Source organism: Nocardioides sp. IC4_145, assembly GCF_011250565.1.
Classification (GTDB): Bacteria; Actinomycetota; Actinomycetes; order Propionibacteriales; family Nocardioidaceae; genus Nocardioides.
In genome coordinates, this window is sequence record NZ_JAANMS010000005.1 from 54,355 (window position 1) to 73,147 (window position 18,793).

15 protein-coding genes are annotated in these 18,793 nt (G+C 74.5%); 5 read left to right on the forward strand and 10 right to left on the reverse strand.

Annotated features, from left to right (window positions below; genetic code table 11):
- The first annotated feature begins 13 nt into the window (after positions 1–13).
- From wrbA to G6553_RS04015, 3 genes are all read left to right on the forward strand, one after another.
- Positions 14–610 carry an NAD(P)H:quinone oxidoreductase gene (gene wrbA, locus G6553_RS04005; RefSeq protein ID WP_166189384.1) on the forward strand — a complete coding sequence of 199 codons (597 nt, stop codon included), beginning with the start codon at positions 14–16 and terminating at the stop codon, positions 608–610.
- A gap of 127 nt (positions 611–737) precedes the next feature.
- Positions 738–1,259 carry a SigE family RNA polymerase sigma factor gene (locus G6553_RS04010; RefSeq protein ID WP_166189386.1) on the forward strand — a complete coding sequence of 174 codons (522 nt, stop codon included), beginning with the start codon at positions 738–740 and terminating at the stop codon, positions 1,257–1,259.
- A complete protein-coding gene (locus G6553_RS04015; protein WP_166189388.1) occupies positions 1,252–2,355 on the forward strand; it encodes a hypothetical protein in 1,104 nt (367 codons plus the stop codon). The genes G6553_RS04010 and G6553_RS04015 overlap by 8 nt, the downstream gene beginning before the upstream one ends.
- 58 nt (positions 2,356–2,413) lie before the next feature.
- On the opposite strand, the gene ligA is transcribed toward G6553_RS04015, so the two are convergent.
- Positions 2,414–4,567 (reverse strand): NAD-dependent DNA ligase LigA, encoded by a 2,154-nt coding sequence (gene ligA / locus G6553_RS04020; RefSeq protein ID WP_166189390.1) that lies wholly within the window; start codon positions 4,565–4,567, stop codon positions 2,414–2,416.
- 163 nt (positions 4,568–4,730) lie between these two features.
- Here ligA and G6553_RS04025 point away from each other — a divergent pair, with 163 nt between their 5' ends.
- On the forward strand, positions 4,731–5,336 hold the full coding sequence (locus G6553_RS04025) for a TetR/AcrR family transcriptional regulator (protein WP_166189392.1): 606 nt from the start codon (positions 4,731–4,733) through the stop codon (positions 5,334–5,336).
- 17 nt (positions 5,337–5,353) lie between these two features.
- Complete coding sequence (locus G6553_RS04030) at positions 5,354–7,009, forward strand: MFS transporter (RefSeq protein ID WP_166189394.1); 1,656 nt, start codon at positions 5,354–5,356, stop codon at positions 7,007–7,009.
- Between the two features lie 10 nt (positions 7,010–7,019).
- Here the strand turns inward: G6553_RS04030 and G6553_RS04035 are convergent, their stop codons facing one another.
- From G6553_RS04035 to G6553_RS04075, 9 genes are all read right to left on the reverse strand, one after another.
- A complete protein-coding gene (locus G6553_RS04035) occupies positions 7,020–8,054 on the reverse strand; it encodes a methionine synthase (RefSeq protein ID WP_166189396.1) in 1,035 nt (344 codons plus the stop codon).
- The gene (gene mnmA / locus G6553_RS04040) at positions 8,051–9,169 is read right to left on the reverse strand and encodes a tRNA 2-thiouridine(34) synthase MnmA (RefSeq protein ID WP_166189397.1); all 1,119 of its coding nucleotides are present in this window, start codon (positions 9,167–9,169) and stop codon (positions 8,051–8,053) included. Before mnmA ends, G6553_RS04035 begins: the two co-directional genes overlap by 4 nt.
- A complete protein-coding gene (locus G6553_RS04045) occupies positions 9,166–10,353 on the reverse strand; it encodes a cysteine desulfurase family protein (protein WP_166189399.1) in 1,188 nt (395 codons plus the stop codon). The genes mnmA and G6553_RS04045 overlap by 4 nt, the downstream gene beginning before the upstream one ends.
- Positions 10,354–10,668: 315 nt before the next feature.
- Positions 10,669–11,673, reverse strand: a complete 1,005-nt coding sequence (locus tag G6553_RS22010; RefSeq protein ID WP_166189400.1) for an endonuclease/exonuclease/phosphatase family protein — start codon at positions 11,671–11,673, stop codon at positions 10,669–10,671.
- A gap of 10 nt (positions 11,674–11,683) precedes the next feature.
- Positions 11,684–12,799 (reverse strand): glutamate 5-kinase, encoded by a 1,116-nt coding sequence (gene proB / locus G6553_RS04055; RefSeq protein WP_166189505.1) that lies wholly within the window; start codon positions 12,797–12,799, stop codon positions 11,684–11,686.
- Between the two features lie 16 nt (positions 12,800–12,815).
- Positions 12,816–14,345, reverse strand: coding sequence for a GTPase ObgE (obgE, locus tag G6553_RS04060; RefSeq protein WP_166189402.1), 1,530 nt, complete (start codon positions 14,343–14,345; stop codon positions 12,816–12,818).
- Positions 14,346–14,443: 98 nt separating this feature from the next.
- Entirely contained in the window at positions 14,444–14,698 is a 255-nt protein-coding gene (gene rpmA, locus G6553_RS04065; protein ID WP_166189404.1) for a 50S ribosomal protein L27, read from the reverse strand.
- A 43-nt stretch (positions 14,699–14,741) separates the two neighbouring features.
- Positions 14,742–15,050: a 50S ribosomal protein L21 gene (gene rplU / locus G6553_RS04070; RefSeq protein ID WP_166189507.1), complete on the reverse strand. Its 309-nt coding sequence runs from the start codon at positions 15,048–15,050 to the stop codon at positions 14,742–14,744.
- A gap of 164 nt (positions 15,051–15,214) precedes the next feature.
- Positions 15,215–18,616 (reverse strand): Rne/Rng family ribonuclease, encoded by a 3,402-nt coding sequence (locus G6553_RS04075; protein ID WP_166189406.1) that lies wholly within the window; start codon positions 18,614–18,616, stop codon positions 15,215–15,217.
- Between the last annotated feature and the right edge of the window lie 177 nt (positions 18,617–18,793).

Below are 18,793 nucleotides of genomic sequence, written 5' to 3' on the forward strand. Positions count from 1 at the left end.
GGAGACCGTTCCTGTGACCACCAAGCTCGCGATCGTCTACTACTCCTCCTACGGCACGACCCATGCGATGGCCCGGCGCATCGCCGAGGCGGCCGAGAAGCACGGCGCCGAGGTGCGGCTGCGCCACGTCGCCGAGACCGCGCCCGCCGAGGTGGTCGAGGGCCAGGAGGCCTGGGCCGCGCACCGGCGCGAGGTGGAGGACCAGCCCGTCGCGTCGCCCGACGACCTCGACTGGGCCGACGCCGTGGTGTTCGGCTCGCCCACCCGCTACGGCCACGTGACCAGCCAGCTCCAGGCGTTCATCGACACGCTCGGCCCGCTCTGGAGCCAGGGCAGGCTGGCCGACAAGGTCTACACCGCGTTCACCTCGTCGCAGACCCAGCACGGGGGCCAGGAGTCGACCCTGCTGGCGATGCACACGACGTTCGCCCACTTCGGCGGCATCATCGTCCCGCCGGGCTACACCGACCAGCTGAAGTTCAACGACGGCAACCCCTACGGCGTCGGCAAGGTCACCGGCCGGTCCACCGACCTCGACGACGACGACCACGCCGCCCTCGACCACCTCGTCGTCCGCGCGCTGACCGTCGCGGAGAAGCTGGCGGCCTGAGGCTTCCGCCGCGCGCCGGTCCTCCCCCCTGGGGAGGCCGGCGCGCTGCTGTCTCCGGGTCGCGACCCAACCGACCCTCGCCGTCGCGGCATCTCTTCGGGTAGACACCTCCCGACAGGAGCCGCCCGTGCCACGACCACCCTCCGACGCCGAGTTCGGCGAGCTCGTCCACGCGACGTGGCCCTCTCTGTACCGCACGGCGTACCTCCTGCTCGGCGACCACGCCGAGGCCGAGGACCTCGTGCAGACCGCGCCCGCCAAGACGTACGCGTCGTGGCCGAAGGTGCGCACGATCGAGGCGGCGCCGGCGTACGCCCGCACCGTGCTCGTCAACACCGCGGCGTCCTGGTTCCGCAAGCGCGGCTGGCGCAACGAGCGACCCACCGCCGAGCTGCCGGAGGGCGTCGCGCCCGCCAGCGACCTCGCCGACCGGCCGACCGTGGTCGCGGCGCTGGCCGAGCTCGCGCCACGGCAGCGCGCGGTCGTGGTGCTCCGCTTCTACGACGACCTCCCGGTCGCCCAGGTCGCCGCCGCGCTCGGCTGCAGCGAGGGGACCGTCAAGAGCCAGACCTCCGATGCCCTCGCGCGGCTCCGGACGCTGCTCGGGGAAGCCGTCGTCCCGCACACCTCAGGAGCCCGCCATGACTGAACGACTCTCCGCCCTGCTCCACGCCGAGGCCGACGTCGTGGACGTCCCGCCGCCCTCGACCGCCGCGGTGCTCCGCCGCGGCCGGGCCGCCCGGCGCCGCCGACGGACGACGGGCGCGGTCGCCGGCCTCGTCGTCGTGGGCGCGCTGGCCGGCGCCGGCGTGGCCCTCGCACCCGCCGGCGACGACGAGGTCCGCTCGGTCGACCCGGCGACGTCGCCCGGAGACACCGGCGCCACCTTCACCATCGGGACCACGCTCTGGTACGACGACGCGAGCCGCCGCGCCGTCATCGACGACAAGGCGGTCAAGTCGATCTACAGCACGTCCGCCGGCGTCCTCGTGCGGCACGGGGAGAACAACTGGAGCGACGGCGGCGGTCCTCAGCGGTTCTCCCTGGTCACGCCCGACGGGGAGGTCCGCCGGCTCGGGCTGGTCACCGAGGAGGTCGCCCACACCACGGACCCCGGCCAGCCGTACGTCGCTTGGGGCGACCCCCGCGACGGCAGCCTCGTGGTCGTCGTCCACGACGTCGCGGCGGACCGTGAGGTCGCTCGGGTGCCGGTGCCCGAGGCGGACGGCGCCTACTTCGCCACCCTCGAGCTGGTCGGCGACACCGCGTACGTCCGTGCCCTGAGCGAGGACGGCGGCGAGCGGCACTTCGCGCTGGACTGGCGGACCGGCGAGGTCACCCCGCGGGATCTCGAGGTGACCGACGTCGGGGGCGGCCGCGGGGTGGCGGGGCCGTCGATCGTCGAGCTCGACTCCGGCGCCGAGGTGTGGAGCAGCGCGCAGCGCAACGCCTACCTCGACCTCTCCCCGGACGGCCGCCACGTGCTCGTCCAGGGCGGCGGCTGGCAGAACCCCACGTTCACGGTGGTCGCCGTCGACGGCGGGTCCGAGCCGATGCCGCTCGACCCGCCCGCCTCCCGCTACAGCTGGACAGCGGGCAGCGAGCTGATGAGCGTGACGGCGGACGCCGTGACGACCTGCGACCCAGCCAGCGGCGCGTGCGAGGAGCTCCCGGTCGACCTGGGCGTCACCGAGGAGGAGCTGCTGGAGACGCTCCGGCCGATCGGGGCCGTCTTCGAGTCCTGAGGAACGGCCGCGGCCGGGCCCACCTGCTGACTGCGCGAGCACGTGCGCGCGCAACGCGTCACCCGCTGACGTCCTCCTCGGCGGCGACCTCGGCCGCGTCCTCGGCCGCGTCCTCGGCCTCGGGCGGGCGGACGGCGTCGGGCCCCGACTCGAGCAGCAGCACGAACCCGTCCTCGTCGAGGATCGGGAGGCCGAGCTGCTCGGCCTTGTCGGCCTTGGAGCCGGCGTTCTCACCCACGACGACGAAGTCGGTCTTCTTCGAGACCGAGCCGGCCGCCTTGCCGCCGCGGGCCAGGACGGCTTCCTTGGCCTCGTCGCGGCTGAAGCCGGTCAGGGAGCCGGTCACCACGATCGTGAGCCCCTCGAGGGTGCGCGGGGTGGACTCGTCGCGCTCGTCGGCCATCGCGACGCCGGCGGCGGTCCACTTCTCGACGATCTCGCGGTGCCAGTCGACCCCGAACCACTCGATGACCGCCTCGGCGATCGTCGGCCCGACCCCCTCGGCGGCGGCCAGCTCGGCCTCGGAGGCCGCGCGGATCCGCTCCATCGAGCCGAACTCCTGGGCCAGCGCCCGCGCGGCGGTCGGCCCGACGTGTCGGATCGACAGCGCGACCAGCACCCGCCACAGCGGCACCTGCTTGCGGGCGTCGAGGTTCGCCAGCAGCCGCTGGCCGTTCGCGTTGAGGACCGGTCCGTCGCCCTCGCCCTTCTTCGGCGCGCGGGTGAACAGCGGCGCCTTCAGCAGCGCCTCCTCGGCGAGGTCGAAGACGTCGCCCTCGTTGCCGATGACGCCGGCGTCGAGCAGCGCGGTCGCCGCCTCGTAGCCGAGCCCCTCGATGTCGAAGGCCCCTCGGCCGGCCACGTGGTAGACCCGCTCGCGCGCCTGGGCCGGGCAGAACTGGTGGTTGGGGCAGCGCAGGTCCCGGTCGCCCTCCTTCTGCTGGTAGAGCGGGGTCCCACAGGCCGGGCAGTCGGTCGGCATCTCCCACTCCGCCAGCCCCTCGGGGCGCAGCGCCAGCACCGGCCCGACGATCTCGGGGATGACGTCGCCGGCCTTGCGCAGGATCACGGTGTCGCCGGGGCGGACGTCCTTGCGGCGCACCTCGTGGGCGTTGTGCAGCGTCGCCTTCTCGACCGTCGAGCCGGCGACCCGGGTGGGCTCCATCAGCCCGAACGGCGAGACCCGGCCGGTGCGCCCGACCTGCACGTCGATGGCGAGCAGCCGGGTGTTGACCTCCTCGGGCGGGTACTTGAACGCGATCGCCCACCGGGGCGCCCGGCTCGTCGACCCGAGCCGCCGCTGCAGCCCGACGTCATCGACCTTGAGCACCACGCCATCGATCTCGTGCTCCACGTCGTGGCGGTGCTCGCCGTAGTGCTCGATGAACTCCTGCGCCTCGGCCAACGAGTCGACCACCCGCACCCGGTCCGACGTCGGCAGCCCCCACGCGCGCAACGCGTCGTACGCCGTGGACTGGGCCCGCGGCTCGAAGCCCTCGCGCTTGCCCAGGCCGTGGCAGACCATGCCCAGCGCGCGGGTGGCCGTCACGCGCGGGTCCTTCTGGCGCAGCGACCCGGCCGCGGCGTTGCGCGGGTTGGCGAAGACCGGCTTGCCCGCATCGGTCATCGCCTCGTTGAGCCGCTCGAACGCCTCGACCGGCAAGAACACCTCGCCGCGCACCTCGACCAGCCGCGGGACCGGGTGCTCGTCGGTGCCGGTGAGCCGGTCCGGGACGGTGTCGATCGTGCGGACGTTGGGCGTGACGTCCTCACCTGTGCGGCCGTCGCCGCGGGTGAGCGCGCGGACCAGCCGGCCGTCCTCGTAGAGCAGGTTGATCGCCAGGCCGTCGACCTTGAGCTCGCACAGCAGCGCCGGGTCGTCCACGCCGTCGCGCCGCAGGCGGGTGTGCCAGGACTCGAGCTCCTCGAAGGAGAAGGCGTTGTCCAGGCTCTCCATCCGCTGGAGGTGGTCGACGGCGGTGAACTCCGTCGAGACCGCCCCGCCGACCTTCTGCGTCGGGCTGTCCGGCGTGCGCAGCTCCGGGTGCTCCTCCTCGAGCTCCTCGAGCCGTCGCATCCGGGCGTCGAAGTCGGCGTCGGAGAGGGTCGGGGAGTCCAGGACGTAGTAGCGCCAGCGGGCGTCGTCGATCTCCTCGGACAGGCGCCGGTGCTCCTCGCGCGCGTCCTCGCTCGCCGGGGTCGGGTCGGTCATGGGCACATCTTGCCGGTGCCCGCCGACAGCCCGAGCAGGGCGCACCGCGACGGCGTACGACGCGCTGGTCCAGACCGGCGGAATGCGGCGAGCGGCGCCCCTGTTGCAGCCCGATGGAACGGAACCGTTCCGTTCCATCCCGGTGACGAGGAGCGAGTGGCCGATGAGCCCGACCGACGGCGACCAGATCCCCCGACCGCGCGTCGAGGGCGACCGCGAGCAGGAGATCCTCGCGGCCACGCTGGAGGTCCTCGGCGACGTCGGCTACGACCGCCTCACCATGGACGCCGTCGCGGCCCGGGCCCGGGCCTCGAAGGCGACCCTCTACCGCCGCTGGACGAACAAGGCCCGGCTGGTCGTGGACGCCCTCCACTCCACCAAGACCCCCAGCGAGGTGCCCGACACCGGCAGCCTCCGCGGCGACCTCGAGCAGCTCTTCTGCGGGGCCTCCCCCGGGGACGGGCTGATGGACCCCGCACAGGTCGCGCTGCTCGGCAGCGTGGTCACCGCGATCGCCCGCGACGCCGACTTCGCCACCGCGTGGCGCGAGCAGGTCGTGAGTGCCAAGCGCGCCGTCTCCCACCTGGTGTGGGAGCGCGCCCGCGAGCGCGGTGAGGTCGCCGCCGACGCCGACCTCGACCTCCTCGAGACCGCGCTGCCCGGGATCGTCCTGCACCGCGTCTTCGTCCTCGGCGACGAGCCCTCACCCGAGCTCGTCGCCCGCGTCATCGACCAGATCGTCCTGCCCGCCGCGACCCGCGGCACCTGAGAGGAAAGGGACCACCCATGTCCGACCCCACCACCACCGAGCCCGCCGCCGGCGGCACCGCGGTGGCCGAGCCCGCGTCGGGACGCAGCCAGCACCTGGGCTGGGCGCTCGTGCTGATCTCGGTCGCCCAGCTGATGGTCGTGCTCGACGCGAGCATCGCCAACATCGCGCTGCCCTACATCGGCGCCGACCTCGACATCGGCGAGGCCAACCTGACCTGGATCGTCACCGGCTACGCGCTCGCCTTCGGCGGGCTGCTGCTGCTCGGCGGGCGCCTCGGCGACCTCTACGGCCGCCGCCGGATCTTCATCCTCGGCCTCCTGGTCTTCTCGGTCGCCTCGTTGCTCGGCGGCTTCGCGACCAACGAGCCGCTGCTGCTCGGCGCCCGCGGGCTGCAGGGCCTCGGCGCGGCGCTCGCCTCCCCCGCCGCCCTGGCGCTGATCACGACGACGTTCCCGGCCGGCCCGAAGCGCAACCGCGCGTTCGCGGTGTACGCCGCGATGTCCGGCGCCGGTGCGGCGGTCGGCCTCATCCTCGGCGGCTGGCTGACCGGGCTGGACAGCGTCTTCGGCATCGACAGCCTCCTCGGCGTCGACCTCAACGGCTGGCGGCTGACGTTCCTCATCAACGTCCCGATCGGCATCGCCGCGGCGCTGCTCGCCCCGCGCTTCCTGCCCGAGTCCGAGTCGCACCCCGGCCAGCTCGACGTGCCCGGCGCCCTCGCCGGCACCCTGGGCCTGCTCGCGCTGGTCTTCGGCTTCACGCGGGCCGGCGAGGAGGCGCACGGCTGGGGTGACCCCACCACGATCGCCTCGCTCGCGGCCGGCGTCGTGCTGCTCGTGGTCTTCGCGGTCGTCGAGTCGCGGGTGAGCCACCCGCTGCTCCCGGTGCGCATCCTGCAGAGCCGCACCCGGGCCACCAGCTTCGTCGTCATGATGCTCGTCCCCGCGGCGATGTTCGCGATGTTCTACTTCCTCAGCCTGTTCATCCAGCAGGTCGTGGGCTACAGCCCGCTGCGGACCGGCTTCGCGTTCCTGCCGTTCTCCCTCGGCATCGTGCTCGGCGCGGGCATCTCCTCGAACCTGGTCAGCCGGATCGACGCCCGCTACATCGCCGGCACCGGCACGCTGATGGCGGCGATCGCGCTGTTCGGGTTCTCCCGGCTCGACGTCGACGACTCGGCCTCGGCGCTGCTGCAGGCCGCGGCCGCCAACGGCCACGTCGGCTCGGACCTCAACTACTGGACCTCGCTGTTCCCGTTCATCGTGCTGATGGCGGTCGGCATGGGGCTGACCTTCGTGCCGATGACCCTGACCGCCGTGCACCACGTCAAGGCGGAGGACTCCGGGATCGGCTCGGGCGTGCTCAACACCATGCAGCAGGTCGGCGGCGCGCTTGGCCTGGCGGTCCTCAGCACCGTCTCCCTGCACTTCGCCACCCGCACCGGCGACGACCTGGCCCCGCGCCTGGCCGAGGCGTCGGGCGGCAGGCTCGACCCGGAGGCCATCGGCGGGCTGACGTTCGTCGGGTCGTTCACCGACGGCGCCTCGGCGGCGTTCCTCACCGGCTCGGTGATGATCCTGATCGGCTCGGCGCTCATCTGGACGCTGCTGAACGTCAAGCACACCGAGCTGGCCACCGACGGCCCCGAGGGCGGGGTCCACGTCGGCTAGCGACGGAGGCTCAACCCGACTGCACGTTCGCGGCGCTCGTCCTGACCAGGGCGAGCGCCGCGCGTGCGTACGCCGCGTCCGCGCCGGCCAGCCCGCAGGCCGGGGCGACCACCAGGCCCGGCACCTCGGCCGGGTCGAGGCCGAGCATGTCGAGCCAGCGCAGCACCCGCTCGGTGACCTGCGCGTCGCTCGGGACCGCGGCCGGGCGGGTGCCGGGGACCACGCCGAGCGCGACGGACTCCCCCGCCTCGAGCGCCTCGGCGAGCACGTCGTGGTCGGCCGCGTCGAGCACGCCCAGGTCGACCGACAGCCCACGCGCACCGGCGCCGCGCACCAGGCCCCACGGCGTACCCGGCGCGCAGGCGTGCACCCACGGCTCCGCCCCGGCCTCGGTGACCGCGGCCAGGACCCACTCGAGCGCCTGCGAGGCCTCCGGCAGGTCGACCGAGCGGTGGCGGGAGAAGCCCGACGCGGTCGGCACGGAGCCGGACAGCACGGCGGCCAGCGCCGGCTCGTCGACCTGCACGACCAGTCGATCGAGCGACGGCAGCCGGCGGCGCACGTCGGCGACGTGGGCGCCCACGCCCTCGGCCAGTGCCTGCGCCAGCTCGCGGCGGGCGCCATGGTCGGCGAGCACCTTGTCGCCGCGGGGGCGCTCGACGGTCGCCGCGAGCGTCCAGGGGCCGGCGACCTGGACCTTGAACGTGCCGCCCGTCGCCGGCAGCACGTCCCCGGCCTGCTCCTCGAGGGTGTCGAGGTCCTGCGCGAGCAGGCTGCGCGTCCGGCGGTGGTCGACGCCCGGCGAGCCGGAGGAACCGGTGAGTCGCCAGCCGGCCGGCTGGAGGTCCGCGTCGAGGCCGTCGAGCACGGCCAGCCCGCGGCCGGTCATCGTGGCGGTGGCGCCGCGGCCGGGCACCTCGGGGAGGTACGGCAGGCCGGGGTCCTCCCCCAGCTCGCCGAGCACCACGCGGACGGCCTCGTCGAAGGCGTGCTGGTCCTCACCCGGGTGCGAGCCGACGCCGGTGGCCGTGGTCGTGGCACTCATGCGGGGACCCGCTCGGTGGCGGCGATGGTGGCCGAGCCGACGACCCGCGTGCCGTCGTAGACGACGACGGCCTGGCCGGGGGCGATGCCGTACGCCGGGTCGAGCAGCTCGACCTCCACCTGGGTGTCGGGGCCGTCGGGCGTGACGACGACGCGGGCGCGGTGCTCGTCGCCGTGGGCGCGCAGCTGGACGGTCACGCCCGGCCCCTCGAGGGTGCCGGGCACCGTGCCGCACCAGCGCGGGCGGATGCCGCGCAGGCCGGTCACGGCGAGCCGCTCGCGCGGGCCGACGCGGACGGTGCCTGCGACCGGCTCGATGTCGAGGACGAAGCGCGGCTTGCCGTCCGGTGCGGGCGTGCCGATCCGCAGCCCCTTGCGCTGGCCGATCGTGTAGCCGTAGGTCCCGCCGTGCTGTCCGAGCACCTCGCCGGTCGCGTCGTCGACGATGTCGCCGCCGTGGTTGGGGGCGCGGTCGCCGAGCTTCTCGCGCAGCCAGCCGGCGTTGTCGCCGTCGGCGACGAAGCAGATGTCGTGGCTGTCGGGCTTGTCCGCGACGAGCAGCCCACGGCGGGCCGCCTCCACGCGCACGAGCGCCTTGGGGGTGTCGCCGAGGGGGAAGAGCGAGTGCCGCAGCTGCTCCTGGTCGAGCACGCCGAGCACGTAGGACTGGTCCTTGCCGCCGTCGACCGCGCGGTGCATCTCGACCAGGCCGTCGGCGCCGGTGCGCAGCTGCGCGTAGTGCCCGGTCGCCACCGCGTCGAACCCGAGGGCGAGCGCCCGGTCGAGCACCGCGGCGAACTTGATCTTCTCGTTGCACCGCAGGCACGGGTTGGGCGTGCGCCCGGCGGCGTACTCGTCCATGAAGTCCTCGACCACGTCCTCGTGGAACCGGTCGCTCATGTCCCAGACGTAGAACGGGATGCCGATGACGTCGGCCGCGCGGCGCGCGTCGTTGCTGTCCTCGATCGTGCAGCAGCCGCGGGCGCCGGTGCGGTACGACGCGGGGTTGCGCGAGAGGGCCAGGTGCACGCCGGTGACCTCGTGACCGGCCTCGGCGGCCCGCGCGGCGGCGACGGCGGAGTCGACGCCGCCGGACATGGCGGCGAGAACCCTCATGCGCGTGCGGCCCGCGCCCGCTCGACGACGGGCGCGATGGCCGCGACGACCGCGTCGACGTCCGCCGCGGTGCTGGTGTGGCCGAGCGAGAAGCGGAGCGAGTGGCGGGCGGACTCCTCGTCGCAGCCCATCGCCAGCAGCACGTGGCTGGCCTGCGGCACGCCCGCGGAGCAGGCCGAGCCGGTCGAGCACTCGATGCCGCGCGCGTCGAGCAGCATCAGCAGCGAGTCGCCCTCGCAGCCGGGGAAGCCGAGGTGGGCGTTGCCGGGGAGCCGGCCCGTCCCCGCGCCGTCGAGCGGGGATCCGTGCAGGTGGACGTCCGGCACCTCCTCGACGACGCGGCGGACCAGGTCGTCGCGGAGGGCGGAGACGCGAGCGGCGTGCTCGGCCTGGTTCTTGACCGCCAGCTCGACCGCGGCGGCGAAGCCCGCGATCGCCGGCACGTCGAGCGTGCCGCTGCGGATGTCGCGCTCCTGCCCGCCGCCGTGGACGATCGGGGTCACGCCGAGCTCGCGACGCACGACGAGCGCGCCGACGCCGCAGGGACCGCCGAGCTTGTGCCCGGTCAGCGTGAGCGCGTCGACGCCGGTGCGCGCGAAGTCGACCGGCACCTGCCCGACGGCCTGGACGGCGTCGGTGTGCACGGGGATGCCGTGCGGGCCGACGATCGCCACGACCTCCTCGAGCGGCTGGAGGCTGCCGACCTCGTTGTTGGCCCACATCACCGAGACGACCGCGACGCTGGCAGGGTCGCGGTCGACCGAGGTCCGCAGCGCGTCGAGGTCGAGCACGCCGTGGGAGTCGACCGGGAGCAGCTCGACCTCGGCGCCCTCGTGCTCCTCGAGCCAGTGGACGGTGTCGAGCACGGCGTGGTGCTCGATCGCCGTGGTCAGCACGCGGGTGCGGCGCGGGTCGGCATCGCGGCGGGCCCAGAAGACGCCCTTGACCGCGAGGTTGTCGGCCTCGGTGCCGCCGGAGGTGAACACCACCTCGCCGGGCCGGCAGCCGACCGCCTGCGCGATCGTCTCCCGCGACTCCTCCACGACCCGGCGCGCCTGCCGGCCCGAGGCGTGCAGCGAGCTGGGGTTGCCGACCTCGAGCATCCGGGCCGTCATGGCCTCGACCGCCGCGGGGACCATCGGGGTGGTCGCGGCGTGGTCGAGGTAGACGGTCCTGCTGGTCATGACGCCCCCAGCCTACGGCGCCCCCTACACCCCCGCCGAGGTGGCACTCCCGCAGGGCCGAGGTGGCGCTCCCGCAGGGCCGAGGTGGCGCTGGCGCAGGGCCGAGGTGGCGCTCCCGCAGGGCCGAGGTGGCGCTCCCGCAGAGACCGGACCTGCCGTCCTGCCACCCCGACCCTGCACGGGTGCCACGTCGACCCTGCACGGGTGCCACGTCGACCCTGCACGGGTGCCACTCCGACCCTGCACGGGTGCCACTCCGACCCTGCACGGGTGCCACGTCGACCCTGCACGGGTGCCACTTGGGCGGGAAGGGGGCTACTTGCGGGCAAGCTCGGCGACGACGGCGCGGTGGTCGGTGCCGCCGAGGGCGACGGTGCGGGCGGAGCGGGCGGCGAGGTCCTCGCCGACGAGCACGTGGTCGATCGCGACGAGCGCGGGGAGGAACCGGAGCGGGCCGAAGAGCCCGTTCTCCGGCCAGGTGGGCTGGAAGCCGGCGTTGGCGAGCTCGACCGCGTCGCGGTAGCCCGCATCGACCAGCCGCCGCAGCGGGGTGTGGTCGAGGGTCGCGTTGAGGTCGCCGACGACCAGGTCGGCGTCCGACCGCACGGCCGCCCGGCGCACGGTGCGGTGGTCGCGACGCCAGTCCGCGGCGTCCGTCGGCGCGGAGGGGTGCACCGCGAGCAGGGTCAGCCCGCCCGGTCCCCCGACGTCGACCTGGTACGACGCCAGCGGGGTGTCGAGCCGGACCGCCTCGGACAGCGGGACGCGGCTGAAGACCATCGTGCCGACGGTCGGGTCCGCCTCGGGCCGGCCGACGGAGTACGGCAGCACGTCGGCCAACCCCGCCGCGCGCATCCGTCGCAGCGCCGGCCCCGTGACCTCGTTGACCACGAGCAGGTCGGCCTGCTCGGCGCTCGCCAGCTCGACCAGCCCGAGCGCGTCACCCTCGCCCCCGAACAGGTTCGACGTGACGACCACGATCGGCTCGGCGCCGCCTGGAGCGGGCGGGTTCGGGCCGAGCCAGTACGGCGCGACCCACCAGCCGTGCGCGGCGAGGCCGGCCGCGGCGAGCACCACCGGCACGAGCCGCAGCCTGGTCCGCCACCGGGCGTGGCCGATCCCGGCGACGACCAGCGCGGCGGCGTACACCGGCAGGGCGTAGGGGACGAAGGACGTCAGCCGCACCGCCGGTCCCCAGGTGGCGTCGGTCAGCCGCAGGGTCGTGAGCACCGCCGCGGGGAGGAGCAGCAGGAGCAGGACCACCGGGCCGGCGTGGTCGCGCAGCCACCACCCGACCGCCGCGAGCGCGCGTCGGACCACCGGGCGGGCCTCAGACCAGGACGAGGTCGTCGCGGTGGACGACCTCGCGCTCGTACGCCGCGCCCAGCTCGCGTGCCAGGTCGTGCGAGGAGCGACCGAGCAGGTCGGGCAGCTCCTCGGCGTCGAAGTTGACCAGCCCGCGGCCCACGACGGTGCCGTCGGGGCCGACCACGTCGACCGGGTCGCCGGCGTGGAACGAGCCGGTCACGCCGGTGATCCCGGCCGCGAGCAGCGAGGCACGGCGCTCGACGACCGCGCGGACCGCCCCCGCGTCCAGCACCAGCGAGCCCATCGGCTCGGTCGCGTGCGCCAACCACAGCAGCCGGGTCGGGCGGCGCCGACCGGTCGCGTGGAACAACGTGCCGACCTGCTCGCCGGCCAGCGCCGAGCCGGCCCGGTCGGCGGAGGTGAGCACGACGGGGATGCCGGCTCCGGTGGCGATCCGCGCGGCGTCGACCTTGGTCCGCATGCCGCCGGTGCCGACGCCGGCCGTCCCGGTGCCGCCGATGTCGACCGCGGCCAGGTCGGCGTCGGAGACCACGTCGGCGAGCAGCCGGCTGCCGGGGCTGGACGGCGCGGCGTCGTACAACCCGTCGACGTCGGAGAGCAGCACCAGCAGGTCGGCGTGGACCAGGTGGGCCACCAGCGCGGCGAGGCGGTCGTTGTCGCCGAAGCGGATCTCGGTGGTGGCGACCGTGTCGTTCTCGTTGACGATCGGGAGCACGCCGAGCTCGAGCAGCTTGGCGAAGGTCTGGTGAGCGTTGCGGTAGTGCGAGCGCCGCGTCACGTCGTCGACGGTGAGCAGCACCTGGCCGGCGACGACGCCATGCCGCGCGAGCTCCTCGGTGTAGCGGTGGACGAGCAGTCCCTGCCCCACCGACGCGGCGGCCTGCTGCGCCGCGAGGCCGCGCGGGCGCTTGCGTAGCCCCAGCGGGGACAGCCCCGCCGCGATGGCGCCGGAGGAGACCAGCACGACCTCGGCACCGCGGGCCCGGGTCGCCGCGAGCACGTCGACGAGCCGGCTGACCCGCTCGGGGTCGATCCCGCCGGCCGCCGTGGTCAGCGACGACGAGCCGACCTTGACCACCACGCGGCGCGCGTCGGTGACCGCCGCACGGTCCGCCACGGCCGTGCTCACCGGCTCACTCACCCGGGTCGTCCTCGGCCCAGTCGGGGTCGTCCGCGCTGCCGATCTCGTACGACGTCGGGCCGCCCGGCCGGTCGAGGCGGCGGGCCACGTCGGCGCGCGTCTCGTTCTCGTCCCGCTCGTCCATCAGCTCGTCGATCGCCCGGCGGCGGCGCGCCGCCGGTCGCGACTCGTCGAAGCGCTGGTCCTCGCCCCGGCGGCCGAGCATCTCCGCGCCGGCCTCGATGCCCGGCTTGAAGTCGAAGACGACGGCGTTGTCCGGGTGGCCGATGAGGACGGTGTCGCCCTCCTCCGCGCCGAGCTTGACCAGCCGCTCCTCGACGCCGAGGCGGTTGAGCCGGTCGGCGAGGAAACCGACGGCCTCGTCGTTGCTGAAGTCGGTCTGGCGGACCCAGCGCTCGGGCTTGGTGCCTCGGACGCGCCAGCCCTCGTTGGTCGCGGTGACGGTGAAGTCGTCGCCGCCGTCGACCGCGGCCGGGCGGATGACGATCCGCTCGCCCTGCACGACCGGCTTCTCGGCGCGAGCGGCCTCAACGATGCCGGCCATGGCGAAGGTCAGCTCGCGCAGCCCGGCGCCCGAGGCGGCCGAGACCGGGATGACCCGCAGGCCGCGGGCGCGGAGGTCGTCGATGGTGATGTCGGCGAGGTCGGAGCCGTCGGGGACGTCGGTCTTGTTGAGCGCGACGAGGCGGGGCCGGTCCTCGAGGCCGCCGTACCGCGCCAACTCGTTCTCGATGACGTCGAGGTCGTCGAGCGGGTTGCGGCCGGGCTCGATGGTGGCGGTGTCGACGACGTGGACGATCGCCGCGCACCGCTCGATGTGGCGCAGGAAGTCGTGGCCGAGGCCGCGGCCCTCGCTGGCGCCCTCGATCAGGCCGGGCACGTCGGCGACGGTGAAGGTGGTGTCGCCGGCGGTGACCACACCGAGGTTCGGCACCAGCGTGGTGAACGGGTAGTCCGCGATCTTGGGCCGGGCCCGCGAGATCGCGGCGATCAGGCTGGACTTGCCGGCGCTCGGGAAGCCGACGAGGCCGATGTCGGCGACGACCTTGAGCTCGAGGACGATGTCGAGCTCCTCGCCGGGCTCGCCGAGCAGGGCGAAGCCGGGCGCCTTGCGCTTGCTGCTGGCCAGCGCCGCGTTGCCGAGCCCGCCGCGACCGCCCTGGGCGATGACCAGCTCGGTGCCGGCGCCGACGAGGTCGGCGAGGACCGTGCCGTCGCGCAGGCTGACGACCGTGCCGTCGGGGACCGGCAGCACCAGGTCGGCACCGTGGCCGCCGTTGCGGTGCGCGCCCGCGCCGTGGCCGCCGTGCTCGGCGCGGCGCTTGGGGCTGTGGTGGTAGTCGACCAGCGTGGTGACCTGCGGCTCGACGCGGAGGATGACCGACCCACCCGGGCCGCCGTTGCCGCCGTCGGGGCCGCCCAGCGGCTTGAACTTCTCGCGGTGGACGGACGCGACGCCGTTCCCACCGCGCCCGGCTGCGACGTGCAGGGTCACGCGGTCGACGAACGTGGGGACGGCCATGGTGCTACCTACTTCGGGGAGAAATGACGGAGGGCGCCCCGGAACCGGGGCGCCCTACGGTGGTCGGCACGGGCCGACCGACGATGTGTCGCCTCAGGTCACTCGCCCGGGACGATGTTCACGACGCGACGACCACGGCGGGTGCCGAACTCGACCGCACCGGGAACCAGCGCGAACAGCGTGTCGTCGCCGCCACGGCCGACGCCGCTGCCCGGGTGGAAGTGGGTGCCGCGCTGGCGGACGATGATCTCGCCGGCGTTGACGGCCTGGCCGCCGAAGCGCTTGACGCCCAGACGCTGCGCGTTGGAGTCGCGACCGTTCTTGGTCGACGCCGCGCCCTTCTTGTGTGCCATGTCGTGTCCTTGGGTGTGGGTTGCTGACCTCGAGCGGTGAGGCTCAGAGGGAGATGTCGGTGACCTTGACCTGGGTGTACTTCTGGCGGTGACCCTGGCGCTTCTTGTAGCCGGTCTTGTTCTTGTACTTCTGGATGATGATCTTCGGGCCCTTGGTGGCACCGACGACCTCGACGGTCACCGACGCCTTGTCCAGCGCCGCGGCGTCGGAGGTGACGGTCTCGCCGTCGACCACGAGCACGACGGGGAGGGTGACCGAGTCACCGGCGGCCGTCGCGACCTTGTCGATCTCGATGACGTCGCCCACGGCAACCTTCTGCTGCTTGGCGCCTGCGCGCACGATCGCGTACACCGCGGTCTCCTTCGTCGGTCTCTGCATTACGTCGGGGTCCCCGGGCGCGCACGCTTGCGCGCCGCACGGAGAGAGGGCGCGCCGTCCAGCGCGCACCGAGGGTCAATAGTACGGACGCGGGGCGGCCACCGCAAAACGCCGGTACGCCGCCCCGCCCCTGCTGGCTACCGCTTGCGCGGGCCCTTCTTCTTCACCGGCACGTGCTCCACCGACGCCGCGTCGGCGTCCTCGGCGGACTCGGTGCCGTCGGTCGCGGGTACGCCGTCGGCCGGGCCGTCGTGGCCCGCGGCCCCGCTCGCGGAGCCACCGGCCGCCCCGGCCGGCGGGCCGGCCGGACGGGTGGCACTGCGGCCGCGGGTGCGGGTCACGACCTTCGGCGCCGGCGGCGCCGCCGTCTCCGCAGCGGCGGGTGCGGCGGCGACCGGCTCGGCCTCCGCCGTGGCGGGCTCGCTCGCCACGACCGGCTCGGGCGCGGTCACGGTGGCCGGCTGGCCCGCGGGCCGGCTGGCCGCGCGGCGGCGCGTCCGGGTCACCACGCGCGGCGCGGCGGGCTCGGCCGGCGGCTGGGTCGCCTCCGGCTCCGGCTCGGGCTGCTCCGGAGCGGCCTGCTCGGGGGCTGCCGGCTCCGGGGCTGCCTGCTCGGCCTGCTCGGCCTGCTCGGCCGGGGCTGCGCCCCCGCGACGGCGTCGGGTGCGGGTCACCACGCGCGGCGCGGCGGGCTCGGCGGCCTGCTCCGGCTGCTCCGGCACCGCGGTCACGTCGCTGCCGGCCGTCGTCTCGGCGGGCTCGTCCCCGCCCTTGTCGGCGGGCCTGTCGGCAGGCTTGTCCTCGGGCTTGTCCTCGTGGCGCGCCATCGCGGCGAGCTCGGCGGGCGTCGGCACCTTGCCGGCACCGCCCTGACCGCCACCGTTCTGGCTGCCGTTCTGGCCGCCGCGGCCGGACTGCTGCCCGGACTGCTGGCCGGACTGCTCGTCGTCGCCCTTGCCCTTGCCGCCGCGCCGGCGACCGCCGCCACGGCTGCCACCGCGGCCGTCGTCCTCGCTGCGGGGGGCGACCGGGGCGTCGTGGATGACGACGCCGCGGCCCTGGCAGTGCTCGCAGTTCTCGCTGAACGACTCGACCAGGCCCGTGCCGATCCGCTTGCGGGTCATCTGCACCAGGCCGAGCGAGGTGACCTCGGCGACCTGGTGGCGGGTCCGGTCGCGGCCCAGGCACTCCACCAGGCGGCGGAGGACGAGGTCGCGGTTGGACTCCAGGACCATGTCGATGAAGTCGACGACGATGATGCCGCCGATGTCGCGCAACCGGAGCTGGCGCACGACCTCCTCGGCCGCCTCCAGGTTGTTCTTGGTGACCGTCTCCTCGAGGTTGCCCCCGGAGCCGGTGAACTTCCCGGTGTTGACGTCGATGACCGTCATCGCCTCGGTGCGGTCGATGATCAGCGACCCGCCGGAGGGCAGCCAGACCTTGCGGTCGAGCGCCTTGGCGATCTGCTCCTCGACCCGGTAGGTCGCGAAGACGTCCTTGCCGTCGTGCTCGGACGGCTCGTAGCGCTCGAGGCGCTCGGCCAGGTCGGGCGCGACGTGCTCGACGTACCCCTGCACCGTGTCCCAGGCGTCCGGGCCCTCGATGACGAGCTTGGAGAAGTCCTCGGTGAACAGGTCGCGGACCACCTTGAGGGTGAGGTCCGGCTCGCCGTACAGCAGCTGCGGGCCGCTGCCCTTGGCCTTCTTCTCGATGTCCTCCCAGCGGGCCTTGAGCCGCTCGACGTCGCGGGTCAGCTCGTCCTCGCTGGCGCCCTCGGCCGCCGTGCGCACGATGACGCCGGCGGAGTCCGGGACGATCTCCTTGAGCAGCGTCTTGAGGCGGCTGCGCTCGGTGTCGGGCAGCTTGCGGGAGATGCCGCTGGTGGTGCCGTCGGGCACGTAGACCAGGAACCGGCCCGCGAGGCTGATCTGGCTGGTCAGCCGGGCGCCCTTGTGGCCGATCGGGTCCTTGGTGACCTGCACGAGCACCGACTGGCCCGAGGAGAGGACCGACTCGATCTTGCGGGGCTGGCCCTCGCGGTGGCCGAGCGCGGACCAGTTGACCTCGCCGGCGTACAGCACCGCGTTGCGGCCCTTGCCGATGTCGATGAACGCCGCCTCCATGGAGGGCAGCACGTTCTGGACCCGGCCGAGGTAGACGTTGCCGATGAGGGAGGTCTGCGACTCACGGGCGACGTAGTGCTCGACGAGCACCTTGTCCTCGAGCACGCCGATCTGGGTGAGCTCGTCGCGCTGGCGGATGACCATGACCCGGTCCACGGCCTCGCGGCGGGCGAGGAACTCCGCTTCGCTCACGATCGGGGCGCGGCGGCGGCCGGCCTCGCGGCCCTCGCGGCGACGCTGCTTCTTGGCCTCCAGGCGGGTGGAGCCGGAGACCGCGGTGATCTGGTCGTCACCGGTGCGGCTCTGGCGGGCGCGGGGGGAGGTCTTGTCCGACGACTCCTCGCCCTCGCCGTTGTCGCCACCGTTGTCCCCGGAGCGACGACGGCGCCGACGCCGACGCGAGGACGAGCCCTCGCCGGACTCCTGCTCGTCCTTGTCCTGCTCCTGGCCGCCCTGGTCGCCGGACTTGTCGGTCTTGCCTGCCTTGTCGGCCTTGTCAGCCTTGTCACTGGTCTGGTCGCCGGACTCGCCCTGCTGGCCGCCCTGGTCCGAGCCGTTCGCGTCGCCGGACTCGGCGTCGTCGGAGCCCCCGCCGGACTTGCGACGACGGCGTCCGCCACGACGACGGCGGCGACGGCCGGCGCCGTTGCCCTCGCCGTCCTGGCTCTCGTCCTGGTCGTCGTCCTGGTCGGTGTCCTGGTCGGTGTCCTGGTCGTCGGCCCCGGCCTCGGCATCCTCCGAGGTCTCGGCGGTGGCCTCCTCCTGGGCGGGCGGCTCGACCGTGGGCTCACCGGGGGCGACCTCGGTGAGCGCGGCGTCCTCGGCCTCGTCCTCGGTGGGCTCCTCCTCGAGCACGGGCTCCGGCTCGGGGGCGGGCGCGGCCTTCTTGCGGGTCCGGCGCGCGGGGGCCTTGACCGGCTCGGGCGCCTGGAAGAGCGGTACGGCGGCGGAGCGCGCGGCCGGCGCGGCCTCTTCCGCCGGCTGCTCGGCGGGCTGCTCGGCCTGCTCGGCGGCCTGCTCGGCGGCGGGGTCGGTCGCGCGCGGCTCGTCGGCCGGCTGCTCCGGCGCGGCGGCGGTCTTCTTCGCGGCGGCCTTCTTGGTGGTGGTCCGCTTGGTCGTCCGCTTCGCGGCGGCCTTCTTGGCCGGCGCCTCGGCCGGGGCCTCGAGCGGCACGTCGACGGACTCGGCCGGCGTGCCGGCGGGCGCGTCCTCGACGGCCGCGGCGGCGGCCTTCTTGGTGGTCCGCTTGGCCGGCGCCTTCTTCGCGGCGGCCTTCTTGGCGGTGGTCGTCTTCGCCGCCGTCTTCTTGGCGGCGGTCTTGCGCGCGGCGGCCTTCTTGGCCGGCGCGGCGTCCGCGGGGGCGTCCCCCGCGGCGGTGGTCTCGGTGGGGGCGACCTGCAGGTCGTCGTCAGCCATGTGCTGCTCCTCGGCCCGGTCCCCCGCAGGGCGGCCGGGCGGTCAGACGCCGCGGACCCGCGTGCACAAGGTCGACGGCGCAAAGCCTTCGGTGGCGGCGACACCCTCCGCGGTGTGCGTCACTGGGTGTGGGAGGTCACCTGCCGCGGTCGCTGGGCCCTGTCACGGCCGCGTCGC